This is a genomic window from Mycolicibacter hiberniae (assembly GCF_010729485.1).
GTDB classification, from domain to species: Bacteria; Actinomycetota; Actinomycetes; order Mycobacteriales; family Mycobacteriaceae; genus Mycobacterium; species Mycobacterium hiberniae.
Map to the genome: position 1 here is coordinate 1,458,921 of NZ_AP022609.1, position 21,009 is coordinate 1,479,929.

Annotated in this window: 16 protein-coding genes; 14 read left to right on the forward strand and 2 right to left on the reverse strand. The window is 68.1% G+C overall.

Going from position 1 to position 21,009, the window contains the following annotated elements; all coding sequences use genetic code 11:
• Window positions 1-117 precede the first annotated feature (117 nt).
• Window positions 118-1,284, reverse strand: coding sequence for an acyl-CoA dehydrogenase family protein (locus G6N14_RS06810; RefSeq protein WP_085136930.1), 1,167 nt, complete (start codon window positions 1,282-1,284; stop codon window positions 118-120).
• A 47-nt stretch (window positions 1,285-1,331) separates the two neighbouring features.
• On the opposite strand from G6N14_RS06810, the gene fabG reads away from it, so the two are divergent.
• Genes fabG through G6N14_RS06835 form a run of 5 tightly spaced genes read left to right on the forward strand, consistent with a single transcriptional unit; the run spans window position 1,332 to window position 5,823 of the window.
• The gene (gene fabG / locus G6N14_RS06815) at window positions 1,332-2,114 is read left to right on the forward strand and encodes a 3-oxoacyl-ACP reductase FabG (protein WP_085136968.1); all 783 of its coding nucleotides are present in this window, start codon (window positions 1,332-1,334) and stop codon (window positions 2,112-2,114) included.
• Window positions 2,111-3,331: an acetyl-CoA C-acetyltransferase gene (locus tag G6N14_RS06820; RefSeq protein WP_085136932.1), complete on the forward strand. Its 1,221-nt coding sequence runs from the start codon at window positions 2,111-2,113 to the stop codon at window positions 3,329-3,331. The genes fabG and G6N14_RS06820 overlap by 4 nt, the downstream gene beginning before the upstream one ends.
• Window positions 3,328-4,521: an acyl-CoA dehydrogenase family protein gene (locus G6N14_RS06825; RefSeq protein ID WP_085136934.1), complete on the forward strand. Its 1,194-nt coding sequence runs from the start codon at window positions 3,328-3,330 to the stop codon at window positions 4,519-4,521. Before G6N14_RS06820 ends, G6N14_RS06825 begins: the two co-directional genes overlap by 4 nt.
• A 3-nt stretch (window positions 4,522-4,524) precedes the next feature.
• A complete protein-coding gene (locus G6N14_RS06830; protein WP_085136936.1) occupies window positions 4,525-5,244 on the forward strand; it encodes a GntR family transcriptional regulator in 720 nt (239 codons plus the stop codon).
• A 15-nt stretch (window positions 5,245-5,259) separates the two neighbouring features.
• Window positions 5,260-5,823, forward strand: a complete 564-nt coding sequence (locus G6N14_RS06835) for a hypothetical protein (protein WP_085136938.1) — start codon at window positions 5,260-5,262, stop codon at window positions 5,821-5,823.
• A 133-nt stretch (window positions 5,824-5,956) separates the two neighbouring features.
• Here the strand turns inward: G6N14_RS06835 and G6N14_RS06840 are convergent, their stop codons facing one another.
• The gene (locus tag G6N14_RS06840; protein ID WP_085136940.1) at window positions 5,957-7,735 is read right to left on the reverse strand and encodes a molybdopterin-dependent oxidoreductase; all 1,779 of its coding nucleotides are present in this window, start codon (window positions 7,733-7,735) and stop codon (window positions 5,957-5,959) included.
• A gap of 466 nt (window positions 7,736-8,201) precedes the next feature.
• Between G6N14_RS06840 and eccB the strand changes: the two genes are divergently transcribed.
• From eccB to eccE, 9 genes are all read left to right on the forward strand, one after another.
• The gene (gene eccB / locus G6N14_RS06845; protein ID WP_085136942.1) at window positions 8,202-9,713 is read left to right on the forward strand and encodes a type VII secretion protein EccB; all 1,512 of its coding nucleotides are present in this window, start codon (window positions 8,202-8,204) and stop codon (window positions 9,711-9,713) included.
• Window positions 9,710-13,939 (forward strand): type VII secretion protein EccCa, encoded by a 4,230-nt coding sequence (gene eccCa / locus G6N14_RS06850; protein WP_163787083.1) that lies wholly within the window; start codon window positions 9,710-9,712, stop codon window positions 13,937-13,939. Before eccB ends, eccCa begins: the two co-directional genes overlap by 4 nt.
• Before the next feature lie 363 nt (window positions 13,940-14,302).
• Entirely contained in the window at window positions 14,303-14,602 is a 300-nt protein-coding gene (locus G6N14_RS06855; protein WP_085136946.1) for a PE family protein, read from the forward strand.
• A 106-nt stretch (window positions 14,603-14,708) separates the two neighbouring features.
• Window positions 14,709-15,008: a WXG100 family type VII secretion target gene (locus G6N14_RS06860; protein WP_163787085.1), complete on the forward strand. Its 300-nt coding sequence runs from the start codon at window positions 14,709-14,711 to the stop codon at window positions 15,006-15,008.
• A 31-nt stretch (window positions 15,009-15,039) separates the two neighbouring features.
• The gene (locus G6N14_RS06865) at window positions 15,040-15,324 is read left to right on the forward strand and encodes a WXG100 family type VII secretion target (protein WP_163787087.1); all 285 of its coding nucleotides are present in this window, start codon (window positions 15,040-15,042) and stop codon (window positions 15,322-15,324) included.
• A 149-nt stretch (window positions 15,325-15,473) separates the two neighbouring features.
• Window positions 15,474-16,373 carry an ESX secretion-associated protein EspG gene (locus G6N14_RS06870; protein WP_085136851.1) on the forward strand — a complete coding sequence of 300 codons (900 nt, stop codon included), beginning with the start codon at window positions 15,474-15,476 and terminating at the stop codon, window positions 16,371-16,373.
• 165 nt (window positions 16,374-16,538) lie between these two features.
• A complete protein-coding gene (eccD, locus tag G6N14_RS06875; protein WP_085136850.1) occupies window positions 16,539-18,050 on the forward strand; it encodes a type VII secretion integral membrane protein EccD in 1,512 nt (503 codons plus the stop codon).
• A complete protein-coding gene (locus tag G6N14_RS06880) occupies window positions 18,028-19,827 on the forward strand; it encodes a S8 family serine peptidase (protein WP_085136849.1) in 1,800 nt (599 codons plus the stop codon). The genes eccD and G6N14_RS06880 overlap by 23 nt, the downstream gene beginning before the upstream one ends.
• Window positions 19,824-20,990, forward strand: coding sequence for a type VII secretion protein EccE (gene eccE, locus G6N14_RS06885; RefSeq protein ID WP_085136848.1), 1,167 nt, complete (start codon window positions 19,824-19,826; stop codon window positions 20,988-20,990). The genes G6N14_RS06880 and eccE overlap by 4 nt, the downstream gene beginning before the upstream one ends.
• Window positions 20,991-21,009: the final 19 nt, after the last annotated feature.

Here is a 21,009-nt window from a genome sequence, read left to right on the forward strand (position 1 = left end):
TTTATCGTCGCGAAATTGCCTGGTCAATGGGTGAATTGCACACCCGCTTTGCCGCTGAAATCGCTGGAAAATGCGCCGCTCGCGGTGCGTCATATTCCGCGCCGAAAGTGATGCTGCTTACAGTGAGTGTCTTGCGTTCTTGACCAGGTTCGAGCCGATGATCAGGCGCTGGATCTCACTGGTGCCCTCGTAGAGCCGCAGCAGACGGACGTCGCGGTAGATGCGCTCGACCGGCACGCCCCGGATGTAGCCGCTGCCGCCGTGAATCTGTACCGCCAGGTCCGCGACCTTGCCGGCCATCTCGGTGCAGAAAACCTTGGCCACCGACGGCGCGATCCGCCGGTCCTCGTCGTTGACCCACTTGCGCGCGGCGTCACGGACCAGAGCCTGGCCTGCCATCACCCCCGTCTGCTGATCGGCGAGCATCGCCTGCACCAGCTGGAAGTCGCCGATGATGCTGCCGCCCTGCGTGGCGGTGGCGGCGTAGTTCACCGATTCGTCGAGGGCGCGCTGCGCGGCGCCCACCGCCAGCGCCGCGATGTGGATCCGGCCGCGGGCCAGCGACGTCATCGCGGCACGGTAACCGATGTCCTCGCTGCCCCCGACCAGGGCGGCGTCAGTCAACCGCACGCCGGAGAAGGTGACATCGGCCGTGGCGGCGCCTTCCTGGCCCATCTTGGCGTCCTTGGCCCCCACCTGCACCCCGGCGGTATCGGCCGGCACCAGGAACACCGCGATCCCGGCGCCGCGCTCGTCAGCGGGCCGGGTGCGCGCGAACACCACGAACAGATCGGCCATCGGAGCGTTGGTGATGAACCGCTTCTGGCCGTCGAGCACCCACTCCTTCCCGTCGCGGACCGCCTTGGTCCGCAGGCCCGAGGGGTTGGACCCGGCGCCGGGTTCGGTGAGCGCGAATGAGGCGACGGCGCCGGACGCGATGGGCTCCAGCCAACGCTTCTTCTGCTCGTCGGTGCCGAACCCGACCAGCACCTGGCCGGCGATGCCGTTGTTGGTGCCGAACATCGAGCGCACCGACGGGCAGGTATAGCCCAGCTCCATGGCCAGTTCGACGTCCTGGGCGAGGTTCAGGCCCAACCCGCCCCATTCCTGGGGGATCGCATAGCCGAACAGGCCCAGATCCTTGGCCGCCTGCCGCAGGTCGTCGGGGACCCGATCGGTGTCGAGAATCTCCTGCTCCCGCGGCAGCACGACCGTCCGGACGAATCGGCGGGTCTGGGACAGGATGTCGGCGAAGACGTCGTCGTCGACGGATGCGGTCGTCATGACACGGCCCCTTTCGGCACTGGCCCGCAAATCATATATGAAATATGATGTGGCCCGACCGCGGGTGGGCAGACAGGCAGAGGACGGAAAACGTGGCATTACTCAACGGCCGGACAGCGGTGATCACCGGTGGAGCACAAGGGCTGGGCTTCGCGATCGCGCAGCGCTTCGTCGCAGAAGGCGCCCGGGTGGTGCTGGGCGATCTGAACCTGGAGGCGACCGAGGCCGCGGCGGCCCGGCTCGGCCCGGACGCGGCGGTGGCGGTGCGCACCGACGTCACCGACTCCGCTGAGGTCGACGCGCTGGTGGCAACCGCCGTCGAGCGGTTCGGCGGCCTGGACATCATGGTGAACAACGCCGGCATCACCCGCGACGCCACCATGCGCAAGATGACCGAAGACGACTTCGACCAGGTGATCGCGGTCCACCTGAAGGGCACCTGGAACGGACTGCGTGCGGCCGCGGCGATCATGCGGGAACGCAAGCGCGGCGCGATCGTGAACATGTCCTCTATATCGGGCAAGGTGGGCATGATCGGGCAGACCAACTATTCCGCCGCCAAGGCCGGCATCGTCGGCATGACCAAGGCCGCCAGCAAGGAGCTGGCCTACCTCGGGGTCCGGGTCAACGCGATCCAACCGGGGCTGATCCGCTCGGCGATGACAGAGGCGATGCCGCAGCGGATCTGGGATTCGAAGGTCGCCGAGGTGCCGATGGGCCGGGCCGGCGAGCCCGACGAGGTAGCCGGTGTCGCGTTGTTCCTGGCCTCGGACATGTCCTCTTATATGACCGGCACCGTGCTCGAGGTGACCGGCGGTCGGCACCTATGACCCTGCGCGAGGTGGTGATCTGCGAACCCGTTCGCACGCCGATCGGCCGTTACGGCGGGATGTTCAAGGCGCTGACGGCTGTCGACCTCGGCGTCGCCGCGCTGACGGGGCTGCTCGAACGCACCGGCCTGCCCGCCGATGCCGTCGACGACGTGGTGCTGGGGCACTGCTACCCCAACAGCGAGGCGCCGGCGATCGGCCGGGTGATCGCTTTGGATGCCGGGCTGCCGGTGACCGTGCCGGGCATGCAGGTGGACCGGCGATGCGGCTCGGGTCTTCAAGCGGTGATCCAAGCCGGCCTGCAGGTCGGCAGCGGCGTCCACGAGGTGGTGATCGCCGGCGGCGCGGAGAGCATGAGCAATGTGGCGTTCTACTCCACCGACATGCGCTGGGGCGGCGCCCGCCACGGCGTCCGGGTGCACGACGGCCTGGCCCGCGGCCGGACCACCGCGGGCGGGCGGCACCATCCGGTACCCGGCGGGATGCTGGAGACCGCGGAGAACCTGCGCCGGCAGTATCAGATATCGCGCGCCGAGCAGGACGAACTCGCGGTCACCTCGCACCAGCGCGCGGTGGCGGCGCAGCGCAGTGGGGTGCTCGCCGAGGAGATCATCGCGGTGACGGTGCCCTCCCGCAACGGCGACGAACGCATCGACACCGATGAGCACCCCCGGGCCGACACCTCGATGGAGACGCTGGCGAAGCTGAAACCCGTTCTGGGCAAAAGCGATCCCGACGCCACCGTCACGGCCGGCAACTCCAGCGGCCAGAACGACGCCGCCTCGATGTGTGTGGTGACCACCCGGGACAAGGCCGCGCAGCTGGGACTGACCCCGCTGGTGCGGCTGGTCTCCTGGGGCCTGGCCGGGGTGAAGCCCGACGTCATGGGAATCGGGCCGGTGCCCGCCACCGACGTGGCACTGGCCAAGGCCGGTCTCTCGCTGGCCGACATCGACCTGATCGAGCTGAACGAGGCGTTCGCCGCCCAGGCGCTGGCAGTCATGGCGGAGTGGAAGTTCGGCGTCGCGGACCGGGAGCGGACCAACGTGCACGGTTCCGGGATCTCGCTGGGCCATCCGGTGAGCGCCACCGGCGGCCGGATGCTGGCGACGCTGGCGCGCGAACTGCACCGCCGTCAGGCACGCTACGGCCTGGAGACGATGTGCATCGGGGGAGGCCAGGGACTGGCCGCGGTGTTCGAGAGGATCGATGCATGAGCAGAATCTGCCAAACGCTGGGCCTGACCGAAAGCCAGACCGAGATCATCGCCGCGGTACGGGCTTTCGTGGACAAAGAGGTGATACCGCACGCGGCCGAACTCGAACGCGCCGACGCCTACCCGCAGCAGATCGTCGACGGGATGCGGCATCTGGGCCTGTTCGGCCTGATGATCCCCGAAGCCTACGGCGGGCTGGGCGAGTCGCTGCTGACCTATGCGCTGTGCGTCGAGGAGCTCGCACGCGGCTGGATGAGCATCTCCGGGGTGATCAACACCCACTTCATCGTCGCCTACATGCTGCGCCAGCACGGCACCGACGAGCAGAAGCAGCGCTATCTGCCGGCGATGGCGACCGGCGACGTGCGCGGGGCGTTCTCGATGTCCGAGCCCGAACTCGGGTCCGACGTGGCCGCCATCCGCACCCGGGCGACCCGCACCCCCGAGGGCGACTACCTGATCAACGGCCAGAAGATGTGGCTGACCAACGGAGCAACGTCGAGCCTGGTCGCGGTGCTGGTGCACACCGACGAGGGGGCCGACACCCCACACCGCAACATGACGGCGTTCCTGGTTGAAAAGCCAACCGGTTTCGGCGAAGTCGTGCCGGGGCTGACCATCCCCGGCAAGCTCGACAAGCTCGGGTACAAGGGCATCGACACCACCGAGATGATCTTCGACGACTACCGGGCCAGTGCCGCAGACATCCTGGGCGGCACGACCGGCCGCGGTTTCTACCAGATGATGGACGGCATCGAGGTCGGCCGGGTCAACGTGGCGGCCCGCGCCTGCGGGGTCGGGATTCGCGCCTTCGAGCTCGCCGCCCGTTACGCCCAGCAGCGCAGCACGTTCGGCAAGCCGATCGCCGAACACCAGGCCGTCGCGTTCGGGCTCGCCGAAATGGCCACCAAGGTGGAGGCCGCGCACCTGATGGTCGTCAACGCCGCCCGACTGAAGGACTCCGGCGAGCGCAACGACCTCGCCGCGGGAATGGCGAAGTACCTGGCCAGCGAGTACTGCAACGAGGTGACTCAGCAGAGCTTCCGGATCCACGGCGGCTACGGCTACTCGAAGGAATACGAGATCGAGCGCCTGATGCGCGACGCGCCGTTCCTGCTGATCGGCGAGGGAACCAGCGAAATCCAGAAACAGATCATCAGTAAACGGCTGCTCGCCGACTACCGCATCTAAGACATGTCCGCCCCCGACTTCAGCACTCGGCCGCAGCTGTCGGAGGCCGTCGCCCGGCTGGTGCGTCAGCGCATCTTCGACGGCGGCTATGCCGCGGGAGCGTACGTCCGGTTAGACCAGCTGGCAACGGAATTGGGCATCAGCGTCACTCCGGTGCGCGAGGCGCTGTTCGAGTTGCGCGCCGAAGGCCTGCTCGACCAGCAGCCGCACCGCGGGTTCGTGGTGTTGCCGGTGACCAGGCGGGACCTGGCCGACGTCGCCGATGTCCAGGCGTTCGTGGGCGGTGAGCTGGCGGCGCGGGCTGCGGCCGGTGTCACCGGGGAGCAGCTGCGCGAGCTCAACGAGATCCAGGACCGGCTGGAGCAGGCCTATGCCGGCGACGACGAAGAGCGGATCGTGCGGCTCAACCACGATTTCCACCGGGCGATCAACGTGGCGGCCGACTCGCCCAAGCTGGCCCAGATCATGTCGCAGGTCACCCGGTACGCCCCGGAGGCGGTCTTCCCGGGCATCGCCGGATGGCCGGAGCGCTCCATGCAGGACCACCGCAAGGTGCTCGCCGCCCTGGCGGCGCGCGACCAGACGCTGGCCCGCTCGGCGATGGCCGAGCACCTGGCAGCGGGCGTGATGCCGCTCATCGAGCACCTGGCCGGCCGCGGCGTGGTGGAGCGCCAAGACGGCGACGCGCACACCGATCAACTCCCGCCGGCGCCGGGGACGTGAGACCGTATCAACACTATGCAGAACCACAATTTCGTGACCTACGAAGAGTTCGGCCGGAAGTTCTTCGAGGTCGCGGTCACCGAAGAACGAGTGGCAGCTGCGTTCGCCGACATCGCCGGCGACGAGTTCGCCATGCCGTCGATGCGGCAGGGACCGGGCGGCATCGCCAAGGTCAGCGCGACGGTGCGGGTCCAACAGCCGCAGGTGACACGAACCCTCGGCGAGTTGCTCACCTTCGCGATCCACATTCCGCTGGAGATCGACCTGCTCATCGACCTGCGTCTGGACAAGCAACGGTTCACCGTGTCCGGCGACATCGCGTTGCGTGCCACCGCGCGCGCCGCCGAGCCGCTGCTGCTGATCATCGACGTCCCCAAACCGCGGCCCTCCGACATCACCGTCGAGGTGTCCTCGACTTCGATCCGCGGCGAGCTGCTGCGGATCTTCGCCGGCGTCGACGGGGAGATCCGGCGTTTCGTCGCCAGCTACGTGGCAGCTGAGATCGACAGCCCCCAGTCTCAGCGAGCGCAGATCATCGACGTGGCCGAACAGCTCGACACCGCCTGGACCGGCATCTGAGTCCTCCGCGCTGCGGTCGCTGCGGGTAGGGCCGCACCGGTGGCGCCGGGCGCGTCGGATCAGTGCGCCCCGGGCCGGCCAGGAGCCGCAGATGCGGTACGCCCTGGCCGCCGCTGCCTGGCAGCCTGCGAGCTCAGATCGTCTGGTGACGGCCGAAGAACTTGTGGTCTTCGCTGTAGCCGCCGTGGCCGCTGCCGATCTCTTTGTAGCTCGCCACGAACTCGATGCCCTTAATCCACTTGACCAACTTGTAGCCGTGCTGCAGCTCATTGCGCAGCCGCAGCGGCCGGCCATGCATGTAGGGCAGCGGCTGGTCGTTCATGTTGTAGGCCAGCATCGACATGTGGTGCCACATCTGGTCGACCGGGTGAGCGTTGTAGAAGATCCCGCCGGTGGCGCCCAGACCCATCGAGTAGAAGATCGCCCACCTGGCCTCGGGCAGCGGTTTGACGATGTTCATGATCGTCGACATCTGCACGCCACCCCACTTGGCCACGCCCGACCAGGCCTGCACGCACATGTGCTGGGTGATCTGGTCGTGGTACGGCAGGGCCTTGAGATCCTCCAGCGAGAATTCCATCGGGTTCTCGACCAGGCCGTAGACCTTCAGGCGCCAATCCCGGAAATCTCCGGCCTCCAACTCCTTGTACTCGACGGTGTCGGGCAACCGGCCGTTGCGCCAGTGGAACGGCGAGATGTCCGCCTCGGTGAAGGTGCCGGGCTTGGGGTCGAGCCTCTCCAGCGCCCGCTGGAACGGCCCGATCAGGGCGTAGCCGACCTTCTGCACAACCCGCGGGTAGCGCAGGGTGAGCGGGGTGGCCGCGATCCAGGCGATGGCGCAGACCACGAACGCCGCCGCGAAGACGCCGAAACCGACCCAGCTGTGGTCGTCGCGGGCGGCGAACATGTGGTTGAGGTTCACCAGGGCTTCGGTGGCGAACACCATCGTGACGTGCACGAGGACGAACACCAAGAAGTAGACCAGCACCGCGAAGTGCAACGAGCGCGCGATCTGCAGGTTCAGGTGCATCCGCTTGCTGACCAGCCCCAACCGCTGAGACAGCGCGGGGGACATGCCCAGTGCGGTGATCAGTGCCGCCGGAGCGGCGATGAACACCGTGACGAAATAGGACAGCATCTGCAGCGAGTTGTAGTTCGACCAGGTGTGGTCGGTCGGCCAGTCCAGCGAGGCGTATTGGATCGCGACCGAGGCGGCGTTCGGCACCACGTCGAAGCTGGTGGGAACGATGCGGTGCCACTGGCCGGTGGTGAACAGCAGGATATAAAAAACCGCCCCGTTGAGCAGCCACAACGTGCCGACGCCCATGTGCCACCAGCGGGCCAGTCCGATCGAGTGCCGGAAGCCCGGCAGGCCGAACTGGGCGGGCAGTGCGACGGTGTCGGAGTTGGCCGTCCAGTACGGATCGTCGGGGACCGGCGGGCCGACCCGTAGCCACTCGTCTTTGCCGGGGGTGGAGTTGCGGCTGAAGTACAGCCGGGGATGGTCGCAGAGAATCTGGATGCCGGCGCGGATGATGAAGATCATCATGAACAGGTTGAAAAAGTGCGTCCAGCCCGCCCAGGCCGGGATTCCGCCGGGGAATTCCGACGAGGCGGCGCTGCCCGGGTAGCGTGTGATGAATTCCTCAACGGCTGGGATGTTGCGAATGCCTTTGCCGATCGCGATGGTTGCCACCAGCCCGGCGAATCCGATCGGAATCAGCCAGAGCAGGTTGAACCAGCGGTCCCGGCCGATACGCAGATGCGGGGCGACCGCACGCCGGCTGAGGTCGAAGCCGCCACCGTAGGTCTCGACGTCGACGGTCTCGTTGTGGTTCTGGTGTATCTCGGCCCGGTAGCCCTGGTCGGCCTGCGGTCCGGCGTCGCCGGGGCGGCCGTCTGTCGTAGTCACCCTGCCGACGGTAGCGCAAGAAACATCGTGTCACGATATTCTGACACGAGATCCGCAGGGGTCTGGCAGGAAATCCCGATACCGCAGGTGCGGATTTTTCACCCAACCGCCACACGTACGCGCCTCCCGGCCGCGGCCGTGTGCGCCGCTGGCGCCCGGGGTGAACGCGGGTCGGAATTTACGTGCAGGCACCATCGCTTTCCGCCGCGTAACACGCCGATCAACTCATGCGAATCTCGCGTTTAACAGATCGTTCATCTAGCGCAGTCATAATTCAGCCAAGAACGGGCGAACCGAGTTTCGCCGTCGCCGTCAGATGCAATCTGCACGGCGGGCAGTCGTAGCGCGACACAGCTAGCATGCGCAGTGTAGAAACTTGTGACCAGGCAGGGGTACATGACGACAAACAGGGGACCGGCGGTGCGCCGTTATCCGTCAGCGCGGCAGGTGTGGATGGGAGCCCACCGTGACTGACGAACAGCGGGGATCCGGCTACGGCCTGGGGTTGTCGACGCGTACCCAGATGACCGGGTACCAATTCCTGGCGCGCCGCACCGCGATGGCGTTGACCCGCTGGCAAGTCCGGATGGAAGTCGAGCCGGGTCGGCGGCAGTCGCTGGCGGTGGTGGCCTCGGTCTCGGCGGCCGCGGTGGTCTGCCTGGGCGCGCTGCTGTGGTCGTTCCTGAGCCCCTCGGGCCAGATGAACGAATCGCCCATCATCGCCGACCGCGATTCCGGCGCCTTGTACGTGCGGGTGGGCGGCACCCTATATCCGGCATTGAATTTGGCCTCGGCCCGCCTGATCGCCGGGCGGGCGGACAACCCGCACAAGGTGCGATCGAGTCAGATCGCCGAGCAGCCGCACGGTCCGCTGGTCGGAATTCCGGGTGCGCCGTCGGACATCCGGCCGACCTCGCCCCTGACGTCGTCCTGGTTGATCTGCGACACCGTGGCCAACGTCCAAGGCGTCGGCGCCCCGTCGCCGGTGACGGTGACCGTGATCGACGGCGCCCCCGAACTCAACTCGCGCCGCCGGGTGCTCGACGGTCCGGACGCGGTGGTGCTGCGCTACGACAACGAGTCCTGGGTGGTTCGCCAGGGCCGCCGCTCGCTGATCGACGCCGCCGACCGGGCGGTGCTGCTGCCGCTGGGGCTGACTCCCGAGCAGGTGGACCACGCCCGCCCCATGAGCCAGGCGCTGTTCGACGCCCTGCCGGTGGGCCCGGAACTGGCCGTGCCGTTCGTGCCCGACGCCGGCAAACCGCCGGCGTTCCCGGATGCCCCCGGCCCGGTGGGCACGGTCTTCACCACCCCGCAGCTGGCTGGGCCGCAACAGTATTCGGTCGTACTCATGAACGGCATCCAGACCGTGTCGCCGGTGGTGGCCCGCATCCTGCAGAACGCCGGAGCCACCGGGGGCGGTGCGCCGGCGGTGGTGACACCGCAGGACCTGGCCAAGATGCCGGTGGTCACCGGTTTGGACCTCTCGGCCTACCCCGAAGGGCCGCTTCAGGTGGTCGACATCAAGGAGAACCCCTCCACCTGCTGGTGGTGGGAGCGGTCCACCGGTGACAGCCGGGCCCGCGTGCAGGTGGTCTCTGGACCGACGATTCCGGTGCCCCAGAAGGAGATGGGCCGGGTGGTCTCCCTGGTGAAGACCAACGATCCCGCCGTGCCGGAGGCCGACCGGGTCTACTTCGGTCCGGGCTACGGCAACTTCGTCGCGGTGACCGGCAACGACCCCGACGCCTCCACCCGGGAATCGTTGTGGTGGCTCTCGGCGTCCGGCGTGCGATTCGGGATTCCCGGTGACGACGAGCGCAAGGCGCTGGGACTGGTCGGAGAACCGGCACCGGCCCCGTCGGTGGCGTTGCGCCTGCTGGCGCACGGCCCGACCCTGTCCCGGCAGGATGCGCTGGTGCGTCACGACACCCTGCCAACCGATATGAGCCCAGCAGAATTGGCGGTGCCCAGATGAAACGTGGATACGCCCGGCCGACGCCGGAACGCGCGCCGGTGGTCAAGCCGGAGAACATCGTATTGCCGACGCCGCTGAGCGTCCCGCCGCCGGAAGGCAAGCCCTGGTGGCTGGTGGTGGTCGGGGTGCTCGTGGTCGGCCTGCTGGTGGGCATGGTGGCCATGACCGTGGCCAACGGCTCCCGGATGTTCCTGGGTGCCGGCTCGATCTTCCCGATCTTCATGATCGGCGGCGTCGCGATGATGATGTTCGGCGGCCGTTTCGGCGGCGGCGCCCAGCAACTGAGCCGGCCGAAGCTCGACGCGATGCGCGCCCAGTTCATGCTGATGCTGGACCGCCTGCGGGAGTCGGCGGCCGACTCCGCGGACAGCATGGACGCCAACTACCGCTGGTACCACCCGGCGCCGGTCACGCTGACCGCCTCGGTGGGATCGTCGCGCATGTGGGAACGTCAGCCCAACGGCAAGGACCTCAACTTCGGCCTGGCCCGGGTCGGGGTCGGCATGACACGGCCCGAGGTCACCTGGGGTGAACCCCAGAACATGCCGACCGACATCGAACTCGAACCGGTGACCGGTAAGGCGCTGCAGGAGTTCGGTCGCTACCAGAGCGTGGTCTACAACCTGCCGAAGATGATCTCGCTGCTGGTCGAACCGTGGTACTCGCTGGTGGGCGACCGGGAGAAGGTGCTCGGGCTCATGCGGGCGATCATCTGCCAGCTGGCCTTCTCGCACGGCCCCGACCACCTGCGCATGATCGTCGTCACTTCCGATGTGTCGCAGTGGGACTGGGTGAAGTGGATGCCGCACTTCGGCGACCCGCGCCGCCAGGACGCCGCGGGCAACGCCCGCATGGTCTACGGATCGGTGCAGGACTTCGCCACCGAACACGCCGAATTGTTCTCCGGACGTGGATCGTTCATGCCGCGCCACGCCAGTTCGTCGGCCGAGACGCCGACTCCGCACCATCTGATCATCGTCGACGGCCTGGACCCGCAGTGGGAGTACGTCAACACCACCGAGGGCATCGACGGGGTGACGTTCTTCGATCTGACCGGGGAACCGGAATGGCGGGGAGTTTCGCAGCGGGTGTTGCGCGTCGACGACAAGGGCATCATCAACACCCTGCCCCGTGACCGCGACACCTGGATGGTGATCGACGACAACGAGTGGTTCTTCGCCCTGGCCGACCAGGTCAGCCAGACGGACGCCGAACTGTTCGCCCAGCGCATGTCGCACTGGCGGCTCGCGGCGGCCTATGAGGAGATCGGCCAGAAGGTGACGCACCACATCGGTGCGCGCGACATCTTGTCCTACTACGGCATCGAAGACGCCGGGCGCATCGACTTCGGCGAACTGTGGGCGAGCCGACGCAGCGGGGGCAGCCGGGGCCGGCTGCGGATTCCGTTCGGCACCCGCTCCGACAACGGCGAATTGCTGTTCCTGGACATGAAGTCCCTCGATGAGGGCGGCGACGGCCCGCACGGCGTCATGTCCGGCACCACCGGTTCCGGTAAGTCGACCCTGGTGCGCACGGTGATCGAGTCGCTGCTGCTGGCGCACTCGCCCGAAGACCTGCAGTTCGTGCTGGCCGACCTCAAGGGTGGATCGGCCGTCAAGCCGTTCGCCGGGGTGCCGCACGTATCGCGGATCATCACCGACCTCGAAGACGACCAGGCCCTCATGGAGCGATTCCTGGAGGCCATGTGGGGTGAGATCGCCCGGCGAAAGTCCATGTGCGACAACGCCGGTGTCGACGGCGCCAAGGAATACAACGAGATCCGGTCTCGGATGCGCGCGCGGGGCGACGACAGCCTGCCGCCGCTGCCGATGCTGGTGGTCGTCATCGACGAGTTCTACGAGTGGTTCCGCATCATGCCCACCGCGGTCGAGGTGCTGGACTCGATCGGCCGGCAGGGCCGTGCCTACTGGGTGCACCTGATGATGGCTTCGCAGACCATCGAGAGCCGCGCCGAGAAGCTCATGGAGAACATGGGTTACCGGCTGGTGCTCAAGGCGCAGACCGCCGGCGCCGCTCAGGCAGCCGGCGTGCCCAACGCCGTCAATCTGCCGTCCAAGGCAGGCCTGGGCTACTTCCGCAAGAGCGGGGAAGAGGTCATCCGTTTCCAGGCCGAGTTCCTGTGGCGCGACTACCACCGGGGCGGGTTGCTCGACGACGAGCAGATGCCGTTGACGCATGCGGTCGACTACATCCGGCCGCAGCTGTTCACCACCGCGTTCACTCCGCTCGAGGTGAGCGTCAGCACCCCCGAGATCGAGGCGGCCGACGAGCTCGCCGCGATCGACTCCAAACCCGCAGCAGCGGCCGGGGAGCCCGCCGAGGAGGAGGACTTCATCCGGACCCCCAAGGTCGGCACGGTCATCATCGACCAGTTGCGCCAGATGGACTTCGAGCCCTACCGGCTCTGGCAGCCACCGCTGGACGTCCCGGTGTCTATCGAGGAGCTGGTGAATCGCTACCTGGGCCACCCGTGGCAGCAGGACTACGGCACCCGGCGCGACCTGGTGTTCCCCATCGGCGTGATCGACCGGCCCTTCAAGCACGACCAGCCGCCGCTGACGGTGGACACCGCCGGTCCTGGCGCCAACGTGTTGATCCTGGGTGCCGGTGGCGCGGGTAAGACGACGGCACTGCAGACGCTGATCTGCTCGGCGGCCCTGACCCACACCCCCGAGCAGGTCCAGTTCTACTGCCTGGCCTACAGCGGTACCTCGCTGACCACGGTCGCGGGCCTGCCGCACGTGGGCAGCGTCTGCGGGCCGACCGACCCGGACGGCGTGCGCCGCACCGTGGCCGAACTGCTCGCGCTGGTTCGGACCCGCAAGCGCAGCTTCCTGGAATGCGACGTCGCGTCGATGGACGTTTTCCGCCGGCGGAAGTTCGAGGGCTTGCCGGGGGCGGTGCCCAACGACGGTTTCGGCGACGTGTACCTGGTCCTCGACAACTACCGGGCGCTCTCGGAAGAGAACGAGGTGCTCGTCGAACAGGTCAACCAGATCATCAACCAGGGCCCCTCGTTCGGCGTGCACGTCATCGTGACCGCCGACCGCGAATCGGAACTGCGGCCGCCGGTGCGCAGCGGCTTCGGATCCCGGGTGGAGCTGCGTCTGGCAGCGGTCGAGGACGCCAAGCTGGTTCGCTCGCGGTTCGCCAAGGATGTCCCGGTCAAACCGGGGCGGGGCATGGTCGCGGTCAACTACGTGCGCCTCGACAGCGATCCCCAGTCCGGTCTGCACACCCTGATCGCGCGACCCGCGATGGCCGACACCGAAGCCCGGATATTCGAGTCCGACAGCGTCGCCGCGGCCGTCAGCCAGGTGGCGGTGGGCCGGGTGCGCCCGGTTCGGCGCCTGCCGGCGCGGCGCCTGCCGGCGCGGTTCGGGCTCGACGAGGTGCGCGCGGTCGCGGCCAACGACCACCGCGAAGGCGTGGGTGCCGGCGGTATCGCCTGGGCGATCTCCGAGCTGGACCTGCAGCCGGTCTACCTCAACTTCGCCGAGAACGGCCACCTGATGGTGACCGGGCGCCGCGAATGTGGGCGTACCACCACCCTGGCCACCATCATGAGTGAGATCGAACGGCTCTACGCACCAGGGGCCAGCAGCGCCCCGGCGCCCAGCCCGGACGGCCGGCCGTCCGCGCAGGTGTGGCTGATCGACCCGCGCCGCCAATTGCTGACCACGCTCGGTCCGGACTACGTGGAGAAGTTCGCCTACAACCTGGACGGCACCATCGAGTTGGTCAACGAACTGGCCGCCACCTTGGCCCGGCGCGAACCGCCGCCGGGGCTGTCGGCCGAGGAGTTGCTGTCGCGGACGTGGTGGAGCGGTCCGGAGATCTTCTTGATCATCGACGACATCCAGCAGTTCCCGCCCGGCTTCGACTCGCCGTTCCAAAAGGCAGCACCCTGGGTCACGCGGTCGGCGGACGTGGGCCTGCATGTGATCGCCACCCGGACGTTCGGTGGTTGGTCGTCCGCCGGGGCAGATCCGCTGCTGCGGGCCCTGCACCAGGCCAATGCGCCGCTGCTGGTGATGGACGCCGACCCCGACGAGGGCTTCATTCGCGGCAAGATGAAGGGCGGCCCGCTGCCCCGCGGCCGGGGCCTGTTGATGGCCGAGGACACCGGGGTGTTCGTCCAGGTCGCAGCCACCGAGCTGCGCCGGGCGCCGGCGCAGGAGCGGGCAACCACCCCGACCGGGTGAGGTGTGTGAACCAGCAACCACTGTGACGCCGACAACAGCGTCACGGTGGTTGCTGGCGTTTTCGCGCCATAGTGTCGAGCGGCCAATTAGCCGCGGCATGATTTAAACCGGGGCGGCGGGGCCGCACGTGTCGTAGTCGTTAACCGGGGGGCGTCCCCCCGGAAATGTCAGCTCTGTGTTTCGCCTGCCTGACGCCATTTTGCGAGCAAAAACGCCGTGGAAACGCGTCCGCATTGTTACCCCAGGTGAACACTTGTTATCTGCAGATGAACACTCGGCGTCACGGGTTCACCAGGGCCGTTGCAGGCCTTACGATCGACACCAGAGAGATTGCTGAGGGCAATCCGGAGGAGGTACCTGCCAATGTCGTTTGTGAATGCGCAGCCCGAAGCGCTGTCAGCCGCGGCCGCCAACCTGGGCGGACTGGGTGCGGCGCTCAGCGCGCAGAACGCCGCTGCCGCGGCCCCCACCACCGGCGTCATCCCGGCGGCGGCCGACGAGGTCTCGGCGCTGACCGCGGCGCAGTTCGCCGCCCACGCCACCATGTACCAGCAGGTCAGTGCGCAGGCCGCGGCGATTCACGAGATGTTCGTCGCCACCCTCAACAGCAGTGCAACCTCCTACGCCGCCACCGAGGCCGCCAACGCGGCTGCGGCGGGGTAAATCGAACTACCCGCATTCCCCGGCTACCGACGTCGCCTAGCCGGGCGCAATAACCCGTCAACCGACAATCAACGAAGAACGAGAAACTTCAGAAGAGGAGAAAACTGTGGCTACACGTTTTATGACCGACCCGGACGCGATGCGTTCGATGGCTGGCCGGTTCGATGTGCACGCGCAGACCGTTGAGGACGAGGCTCGCCGCATGTGGGCGTCGTCGACCAACATCTCGGGTGCCGGCTGGGGTGGTCTGGCGGAGCGGACGTCGATGGACACCATGGGTCAGATGCAGACCGCGTTTCGCAACATCGTGAACATGTTGCACAGCGTGCGCGACGGCTTGATCCGCGACGCCAACCACTACGAGCAGCAGGAAGCTGCGTCGCAGCAGATCCTGTCGGGCAGCTAGAGCGAGCTAGAGCGAAAAGGAGACCACGCAGATGTCGATTAACTACCAGTTCGGTGATGTGGATGCCCACGGTGCGTTGATTCGTGCCCAGGCGGCGTCGTTGGAAGCGGAGCACCAGGCGATCGTGCACGACGTGCTGGCTGCCGGGGACTTCTGGGGCGGCGCCGGTTCGGTGGCCTGCCAGGAGTTTGTGGCGCAGTTGGGCCGCAACTTCGCGGTCATCTACCAGCAGGCCAACTCCCACGGTCAGAAGGTGCAGACCGCCGGGAACAACATGGCCAACACCGACGCGTCGGTCGGCTCCAGCTGGGCCTGAGCGCCCCGCAATTTCGCAGCGCGCGGCAGCACACCCGATCCACGGGTGTGCTGTCGCGTGCTGCAATTGGCGGGTGGTGCCGAGCGGTCGCGCCCATTCGCGTGATCCAATAGCCAAGTACATCGACCAACCCGTAGAGGAGGGTAGTGATGGACCCGAGCACTCGCACCGACATCACCGTCAACGTCGAGGGTTTCTGGATGTTGCAGGCACTGCTGGACATCCGTCATGTTGCTCCCGAGCTGCGTTGCCGGCCTTATGTTTCCACCGATTCGAACGACTGGATCACCGAGCACCCCGGCATGGCCGTGATGCGCGAGCAGGGCATCGTCGTCGACGACCAGGTCAACGAGACGGTGGCGGCACGCATGCGGGTGCTCGCCGCACCCGACCTCGAGGTGGTCGCGCTGCTGTCGCTGGGCAAGCTGCGCTACGGGGTGCCCGACGGCGATGACCAGGAACCGGGCTCCCGCGACATCCCCGACAACGAGTTCCGGGTGCTGTTGGCCCGGCGCGGTGAGCACTGGGTGTCGGCAGTACGTGTCGGCACCGACATCACCGTCGACGACGTCGCGGTGACCGACGCCGCGTCGATCGCGGCGCTGGTGCTCGACGGCATGGAGTCCATCCACCACGCCGACCCGGCACAGATCACCGCGGTCAACGTACCGATGGAGGAAATGCTCGAGGCGACCCAGAGTTGGCAGGACTCCGGCTTCAACATTTTCACCGGGGGAGACCTGCGCCGGATGGGCATCAGCGCCGCCACCGTGGCGGCGCTGGGACAGGCATTGTCAGAACCGGCCGCCGAGGCCGCGGTGTACGCGCGGCAATATCGCGATGACGCGAAGGGCCCCAGCGCTTCGGTGCTTTCCCTCAAAGACGGCTCGGGCGGCCGGATCGCGTTGTACCAGCAGGCGCGCACCGCAGGCTCGGGCGAAGCATGGCTGGCGATCTGCCCCGCCACCCCGCAGCTTGTCCAGGTCGGAGTCAAGACCGTCTTGGACACCCTGCCCTACGGCGCCTGGAAAACACATCGGCGGGTCTAGCGGCCCGGGCGGCGCCGAATGCCAACTGACGCGACAAAAAACCGCGGGTTAACGCGATCGTGCCAATGGTATGAAGTGCCTTTAGAATTGGATTGATTTGACAATGACACATTGCGAGGCGGCACTTATGGGTACTAGTTCATTATCCGATCTGGTGGTGAAACCATGACCGCGGCGATCGAATCCGGTCAGGTAGGTGACCTCGCGCCCACGGGGCCCCGGTCCGTGGTGGTCGGAGTGATGGCCGGCGACGGCGTCCAGATCGGCACGCTGCTCGACGCCGACGCCCCGGTGTCGGTGATGCTGGACCCGCTGCTGAAGGTCATCAACGGGCGGCTTGCGGAGCTCGAGGAACCTGTCCTGGCGGCCGAGGGCCGTGGCCGTTGGGTGCTCAGCCTGGTCGACGGCACGGTGCTGCGGCCCAACCAGTCGCTGACCGAGCAAGAGGTCTACGACGGCGACCGGCTGTGGCTGCGCTTCATCGAAGACGTGGAGCGGCGATCACCGGTCATCGAGCACATCTCGACTGCGGTGGCGGTCAATCTGGCGAAGCGCTTCGCCCCGGTCGATACGTCGACGGCAGTGGGCGTCGGGGTCGCGACGCTGTCCACCGGTGTGCTGCTGGCGACCGGGCTGCTCGCCGGTTGGCGGGTGCAGCACAACTCCTGGCTGACCGCCGGATTCAGCGCGGGCATGGCCTTCTTGGTGTTGATCGCCGCCGGCCTGATCCTGATGCAGGCGCGCAACGCCTCCGACCGTCGGGTGGGCGACATCCTGCTGGCCACCGGCCTGGTCCCCTTGGTGGTGGCGGCCGCGGCGGCGGTGCCCGGGGACGTGGGCGCCGCGCAGGCGGCACTGGGCTTCGGCGTGGCCGGTATCGCCGCACTGGCGGTCATCCGGCTCACCGGACGGCAGCTGGCCGTCTATTCGGCCGTCGCCGTCATCAGCGTGGCCGCAACGTTCGCCGGCATCCTGCGGATGCTGTTCCTGACCGGCGCGGTGACCCTTCTGGCCTGCATCTACCTGGCCTGCGTGCTGGCTTACCAGAGTTCGCCGTCGCTGTCGCGGTGGCTGGCAGGGCTGCGGCTGCCGGTCTTTCCCTCGGCCACCAGCCGCTGGGTTTTCGAGGCCCGCCCGGACCTGCCCACCACCGTGGTGACCTCGCCCGACGCTCCGCCCTCGCTGGAGGGGCCGGAGTCGGTACGCGAAGTGGTCCTGCGAGCGGAGCGGGCGCGGTCGATCCTGACCGGCCTGCTGTCCGGGCTCGGTGTGCTGATGGTGGTCTGCATCACCGGCCTGTGCGACCCGCACTCCGACCGGTCGTGGCTGCCGCTGCTGCTGGCCGCCCTGACTGCGGGCTTCCTGGTGCTGCGCGGCCGTTCCTTCCGGGATCGCCTGCAGGCGGTCACGGTGACCCTGACCGGCCTGGTGATGGTCGCGGCCGTGGCGGTGCGCTTCGTGGTGGAGCAGTGGACAGCGACGACCGTGGTGGTCGGCGTGGCCGTGCTGGTGCTCGTGCCGATGTTCGGGCTGCTCTCGGCGGTGATCGTGCCGAACCGGATTTACAGCCCGCTGTTCCGCAAGTTCGTCGAGTGGATCGAGTACCTGTGCCTCATGCCCTTGTTCCCGCTGGCGCTGTGGTTGATGAATACCTATGAAGCGATCCGGTACCGGTAGGGGCGTGCGCCGGCTGCAGCGCACCGCGGCAGCCGCCGCCGCGATGATCATGGCGGCCAGCGGCTCGCTGGCGGGCCTGCCCGCCGCCGGCGCGATCGAGCGGCCGGGGATCGACCCGGGCGCGTTGCCGCCCGACGGCACACCGGGACCGCCGCAGACCATGCGGCAGACCGCGTACTGCACCGAGGTCGGGGTGTTGCCGAACACCGACTTCCGCGTCCAGCCGGCCTATATGGACATGCTGAACCTGCCGGAGGCCTGGAAGTTCGGTCGCGGCGGCGGGGTCACCGTCGCCGTCATCGACACCGGGGTGACCCCACATCCGCGGCTGCCGAACCTGATCCCCGGCGGCGACTACGTGATGGCCGGCGGTGACGGGCTGTCGGACTGCGATGCGCACGGAACGTTGGTGGCGTCGTTGATCGCCGCCATGCCCGACAACGGGGTCACCCCGTTGCCGCCGCCACGGCAGACGCGCCGTCCGCCGTCGGTGCCCACCAACGAGCCGCCGCCACCGACCCCGTCGCCGGCGACGACGATCCTGGTGCTCCCGCCGCCCGAAGCGCCCCCGCAGCCGCCGCCCACGGAGGGCGAGGGGCCGGCTCAAGGTCCATTTCCGCCGCCCCCACCGGGTCCGGCGCTGCCCGTACCCGGGCCGCCGCCCGGTCCGGCTCCGGGACCCGGCGCGGCAAATTCGTCGGCTCACATCCCGCGTGACGGCAGTGCCGGCGCGGCGCGGTCGGCGAGTTTCTCCGGTGAGGCGCGGACCGCGCCGGTCGATTTCCACGCGCCGAGCGCACCGCCGCCGGGCGGGGGACCGGATGCCTTCAGCGGGATCGCTCCGGACGTGCAGCTGATCTCGATTCGCCAGTACAGTGCGGCCTTCGGCCCCAAAGAGCCGTTCGGGGCCGGACAGGACCCGCAGTTGCGGGAGAAGAACGATGGACTGCGGACCATGGCCCGGGCGATCGTCCACGCCGCCAACATGGGTGCGCAGGTCATCAACCTGTCCCAGGCGATCTGTATGAACGTCCGGACCATGCTCGACCAGGCCGATCTGGGCGCCGCGGTGCGCTACGCCGCGGTGGAGAAGAACGTGGTGATCGTGGCCGCGGCCGGTGACGTCAGCTGGCGGGACTGCAAGCAGAACCCCACCTACAACGCGATGCGCCCCGACGACCCGCGCGACTGGAACGGGGTCAACACCGTGGTGACGCCCGCCTGGTTCGACGAGTACGTGTTGACCGTCGGTGCAGTCGACTCGGCGGGTGCCCCGCTGAGCAAGACGAGCGTCGCCGGCCCGTGGGTGTCGATCGCCGCTCCGGGGACCGACATCGAAGGGCTCTCGCCGCGCGACGACGGGTTGATGAACGCGGTCGACGGCCCGGAGAACTCGCTGCTGGTCCCGTCGGGCACCAGTTTCTCCACGGCAATCGTCTCCGGCGTGGCGGCCCTGGTGCGGGCAAAGTACCCCGAGCTGTCGGCGCACCAGGTGATCAACCGGCTGATCCGTACCGCACGACCACCGGCACGGGGGGTCGACAACGTGGTCGGGTACGGCATCGTCGACCCGGTGGCGGCACTGACCTGGGATGTTCCCGACGTCGCGCCGCAGCCGCCGGAGCGGCTTTCGGCGCCGCTTGAGGTACCGCCGATGCCCCCCGAACGGGATATGACACCGGCCTGGGTCGCCGGCGCCGGGTTGTTGGCGGCGATCGCGGCGGCAGGCGTAGCACTTGGAGTGGCAGCATTGCGACGATCGGCAAGGAACCGATGAAGGCACAGCACGCATTAGGTCTGAACCTGTCTTGGCTGCGGCTCACCGTGGTCTTCCTCATCGATGTGGGGATATTGGTCCTTGCCGGCCGATGGCCCGGCGACCCCACCGTTGCCGACTACGTCTGGTGGTCGGGGGTCGGTGTGGCCGTGCTCGTGGCGGTCATCGCGCTGCTCACCTACCGGAACGTGCCGATCAGCACAATGTGGGGAGCCTGGCTGGCGGATCAGTTCATCGACCCCGAGCGGGCGCTGCACCGCGGGCGGACCGCTGCGTTCGATCACCAACGGCGTTTCGGGCGGGAGTCGGTCGGGGTGCGCGAGCACCAGGGGCGGCTGGTGACGATGATCGCCGTGGGCGGGCGGGCGTCCTCGACGACCGGCCGGCACGGGCGGGTTTCGGAGGCGACTCTGCCCGTGGAGCGCCTGGCCGCCGGCCTGCGCCAGTTCGACGTGCGACTGGACAGCATCGACATCATCTCGGTAGGGACCCGCACGGATCCCCGTGACCCCGAAGACCCCGACGTCGAAGAGAACCCGTCGATGCCCGACCGTCGCCGCACCTGGGTCGTGTTGCGCATGGACCCTGCACACAACGTCAACGCGATCGCGGCACGGGACTCCCTGGCCGCCACGTTGGCCGCAGCCACCGAGCGGCTGGCCACCGAGATCGACGGACGGCAGCTCAGCGCCCAGGTTCTGCGCGCCGACGAGTTCGACGCCGTCGACGAAGCGGTGCTGGCGGACCTTCAGGCCAGCCAATTGCGGCACCGGTTGTTCCGGGCCAAGCCCGAGGGCCGGGTCACCAACTTCTGGGTCACGCCCAGTGACATCAATCCGGAGAACCTCGAGCACCTGTGGTACCCGGAGGCCGCTGCGACGGTGGTCACGGTGCGGCTGTGCCGCAGCGGCGGCCGAAGCACACAGATCTGCGTGCTGGCGCGGTATCACACGGCAGACAAGCCGGGCCGCAGTGTGCGGTCGGCGCTGAACCGCTTCGTGGGCCGGCGCCAGATCGAGGCCGTCTGGGCCAGCCTGCCGGTCCCGAACGCGCACCGGCGGATCTCGGTACCGGGGCGGGAGCTGCAGGACGGCGAGCAGTTGCCGGTGTCGGTGGACGTGATCGAGGAGTACACCCCGGCGGCGGCAGGGGCGCGCGGGTGACCAGTCCGGCCTCGGCCGA

Coding starts and splice junctions, on each gene's coding strand:
- eccD (WP_085136850.1), top strand. CDS start 16,539: ATGACCGCGGCGATCGAATCCGGTCAGGTAGGTGACCTCGCGCCCACG.
- G6N14_RS06865 (WP_163787087.1), top strand. CDS start 15,040: ATGTCGATTAACTACCAGTTCGGTGATGTGGATGCCCACGGTGCGTTG.
- G6N14_RS06835 (WP_085136938.1), top strand. CDS start 5,260: ATGCAGAACCACAATTTCGTGACCTACGAAGAGTTCGGCCGGAAGTTC.
- eccCa (WP_163787083.1), top strand. CDS start 9,710: ATGAAACGTGGATACGCCCGGCCGACGCCGGAACGCGCGCCGGTGGTC.
- G6N14_RS06880 (WP_085136849.1), top strand. CDS start 18,028: ATGAAGCGATCCGGTACCGGTAGGGGCGTGCGCCGGCTGCAGCGCACC.
- G6N14_RS06810 (WP_085136930.1), bottom strand. CDS start 1,284: ATGACGACCGCATCCGTCGACGACGACGTCTTCGCCGACATCCTGTCC.
- G6N14_RS06820 (WP_085136932.1), top strand. CDS start 2,111: ATGACCCTGCGCGAGGTGGTGATCTGCGAACCCGTTCGCACGCCGATC.
- G6N14_RS06830 (WP_085136936.1), top strand. CDS start 4,525: ATGTCCGCCCCCGACTTCAGCACTCGGCCGCAGCTGTCGGAGGCCGTC.
- fabG (WP_085136968.1), top strand. CDS start 1,332: ATGTGGCCCGACCGCGGGTGGGCAGACAGGCAGAGGACGGAAAACGTG.
- G6N14_RS06855 (WP_085136946.1), top strand. CDS start 14,303: ATGTCGTTTGTGAATGCGCAGCCCGAAGCGCTGTCAGCCGCGGCCGCC.
- G6N14_RS06825 (WP_085136934.1), top strand. CDS start 3,328: ATGAGCAGAATCTGCCAAACGCTGGGCCTGACCGAAAGCCAGACCGAG.
- G6N14_RS06870 (WP_085136851.1), top strand. CDS start 15,474: ATGGACCCGAGCACTCGCACCGACATCACCGTCAACGTCGAGGGTTTC.
- eccE (WP_085136848.1), top strand. CDS start 19,824: ATGAAGGCACAGCACGCATTAGGTCTGAACCTGTCTTGGCTGCGGCTC.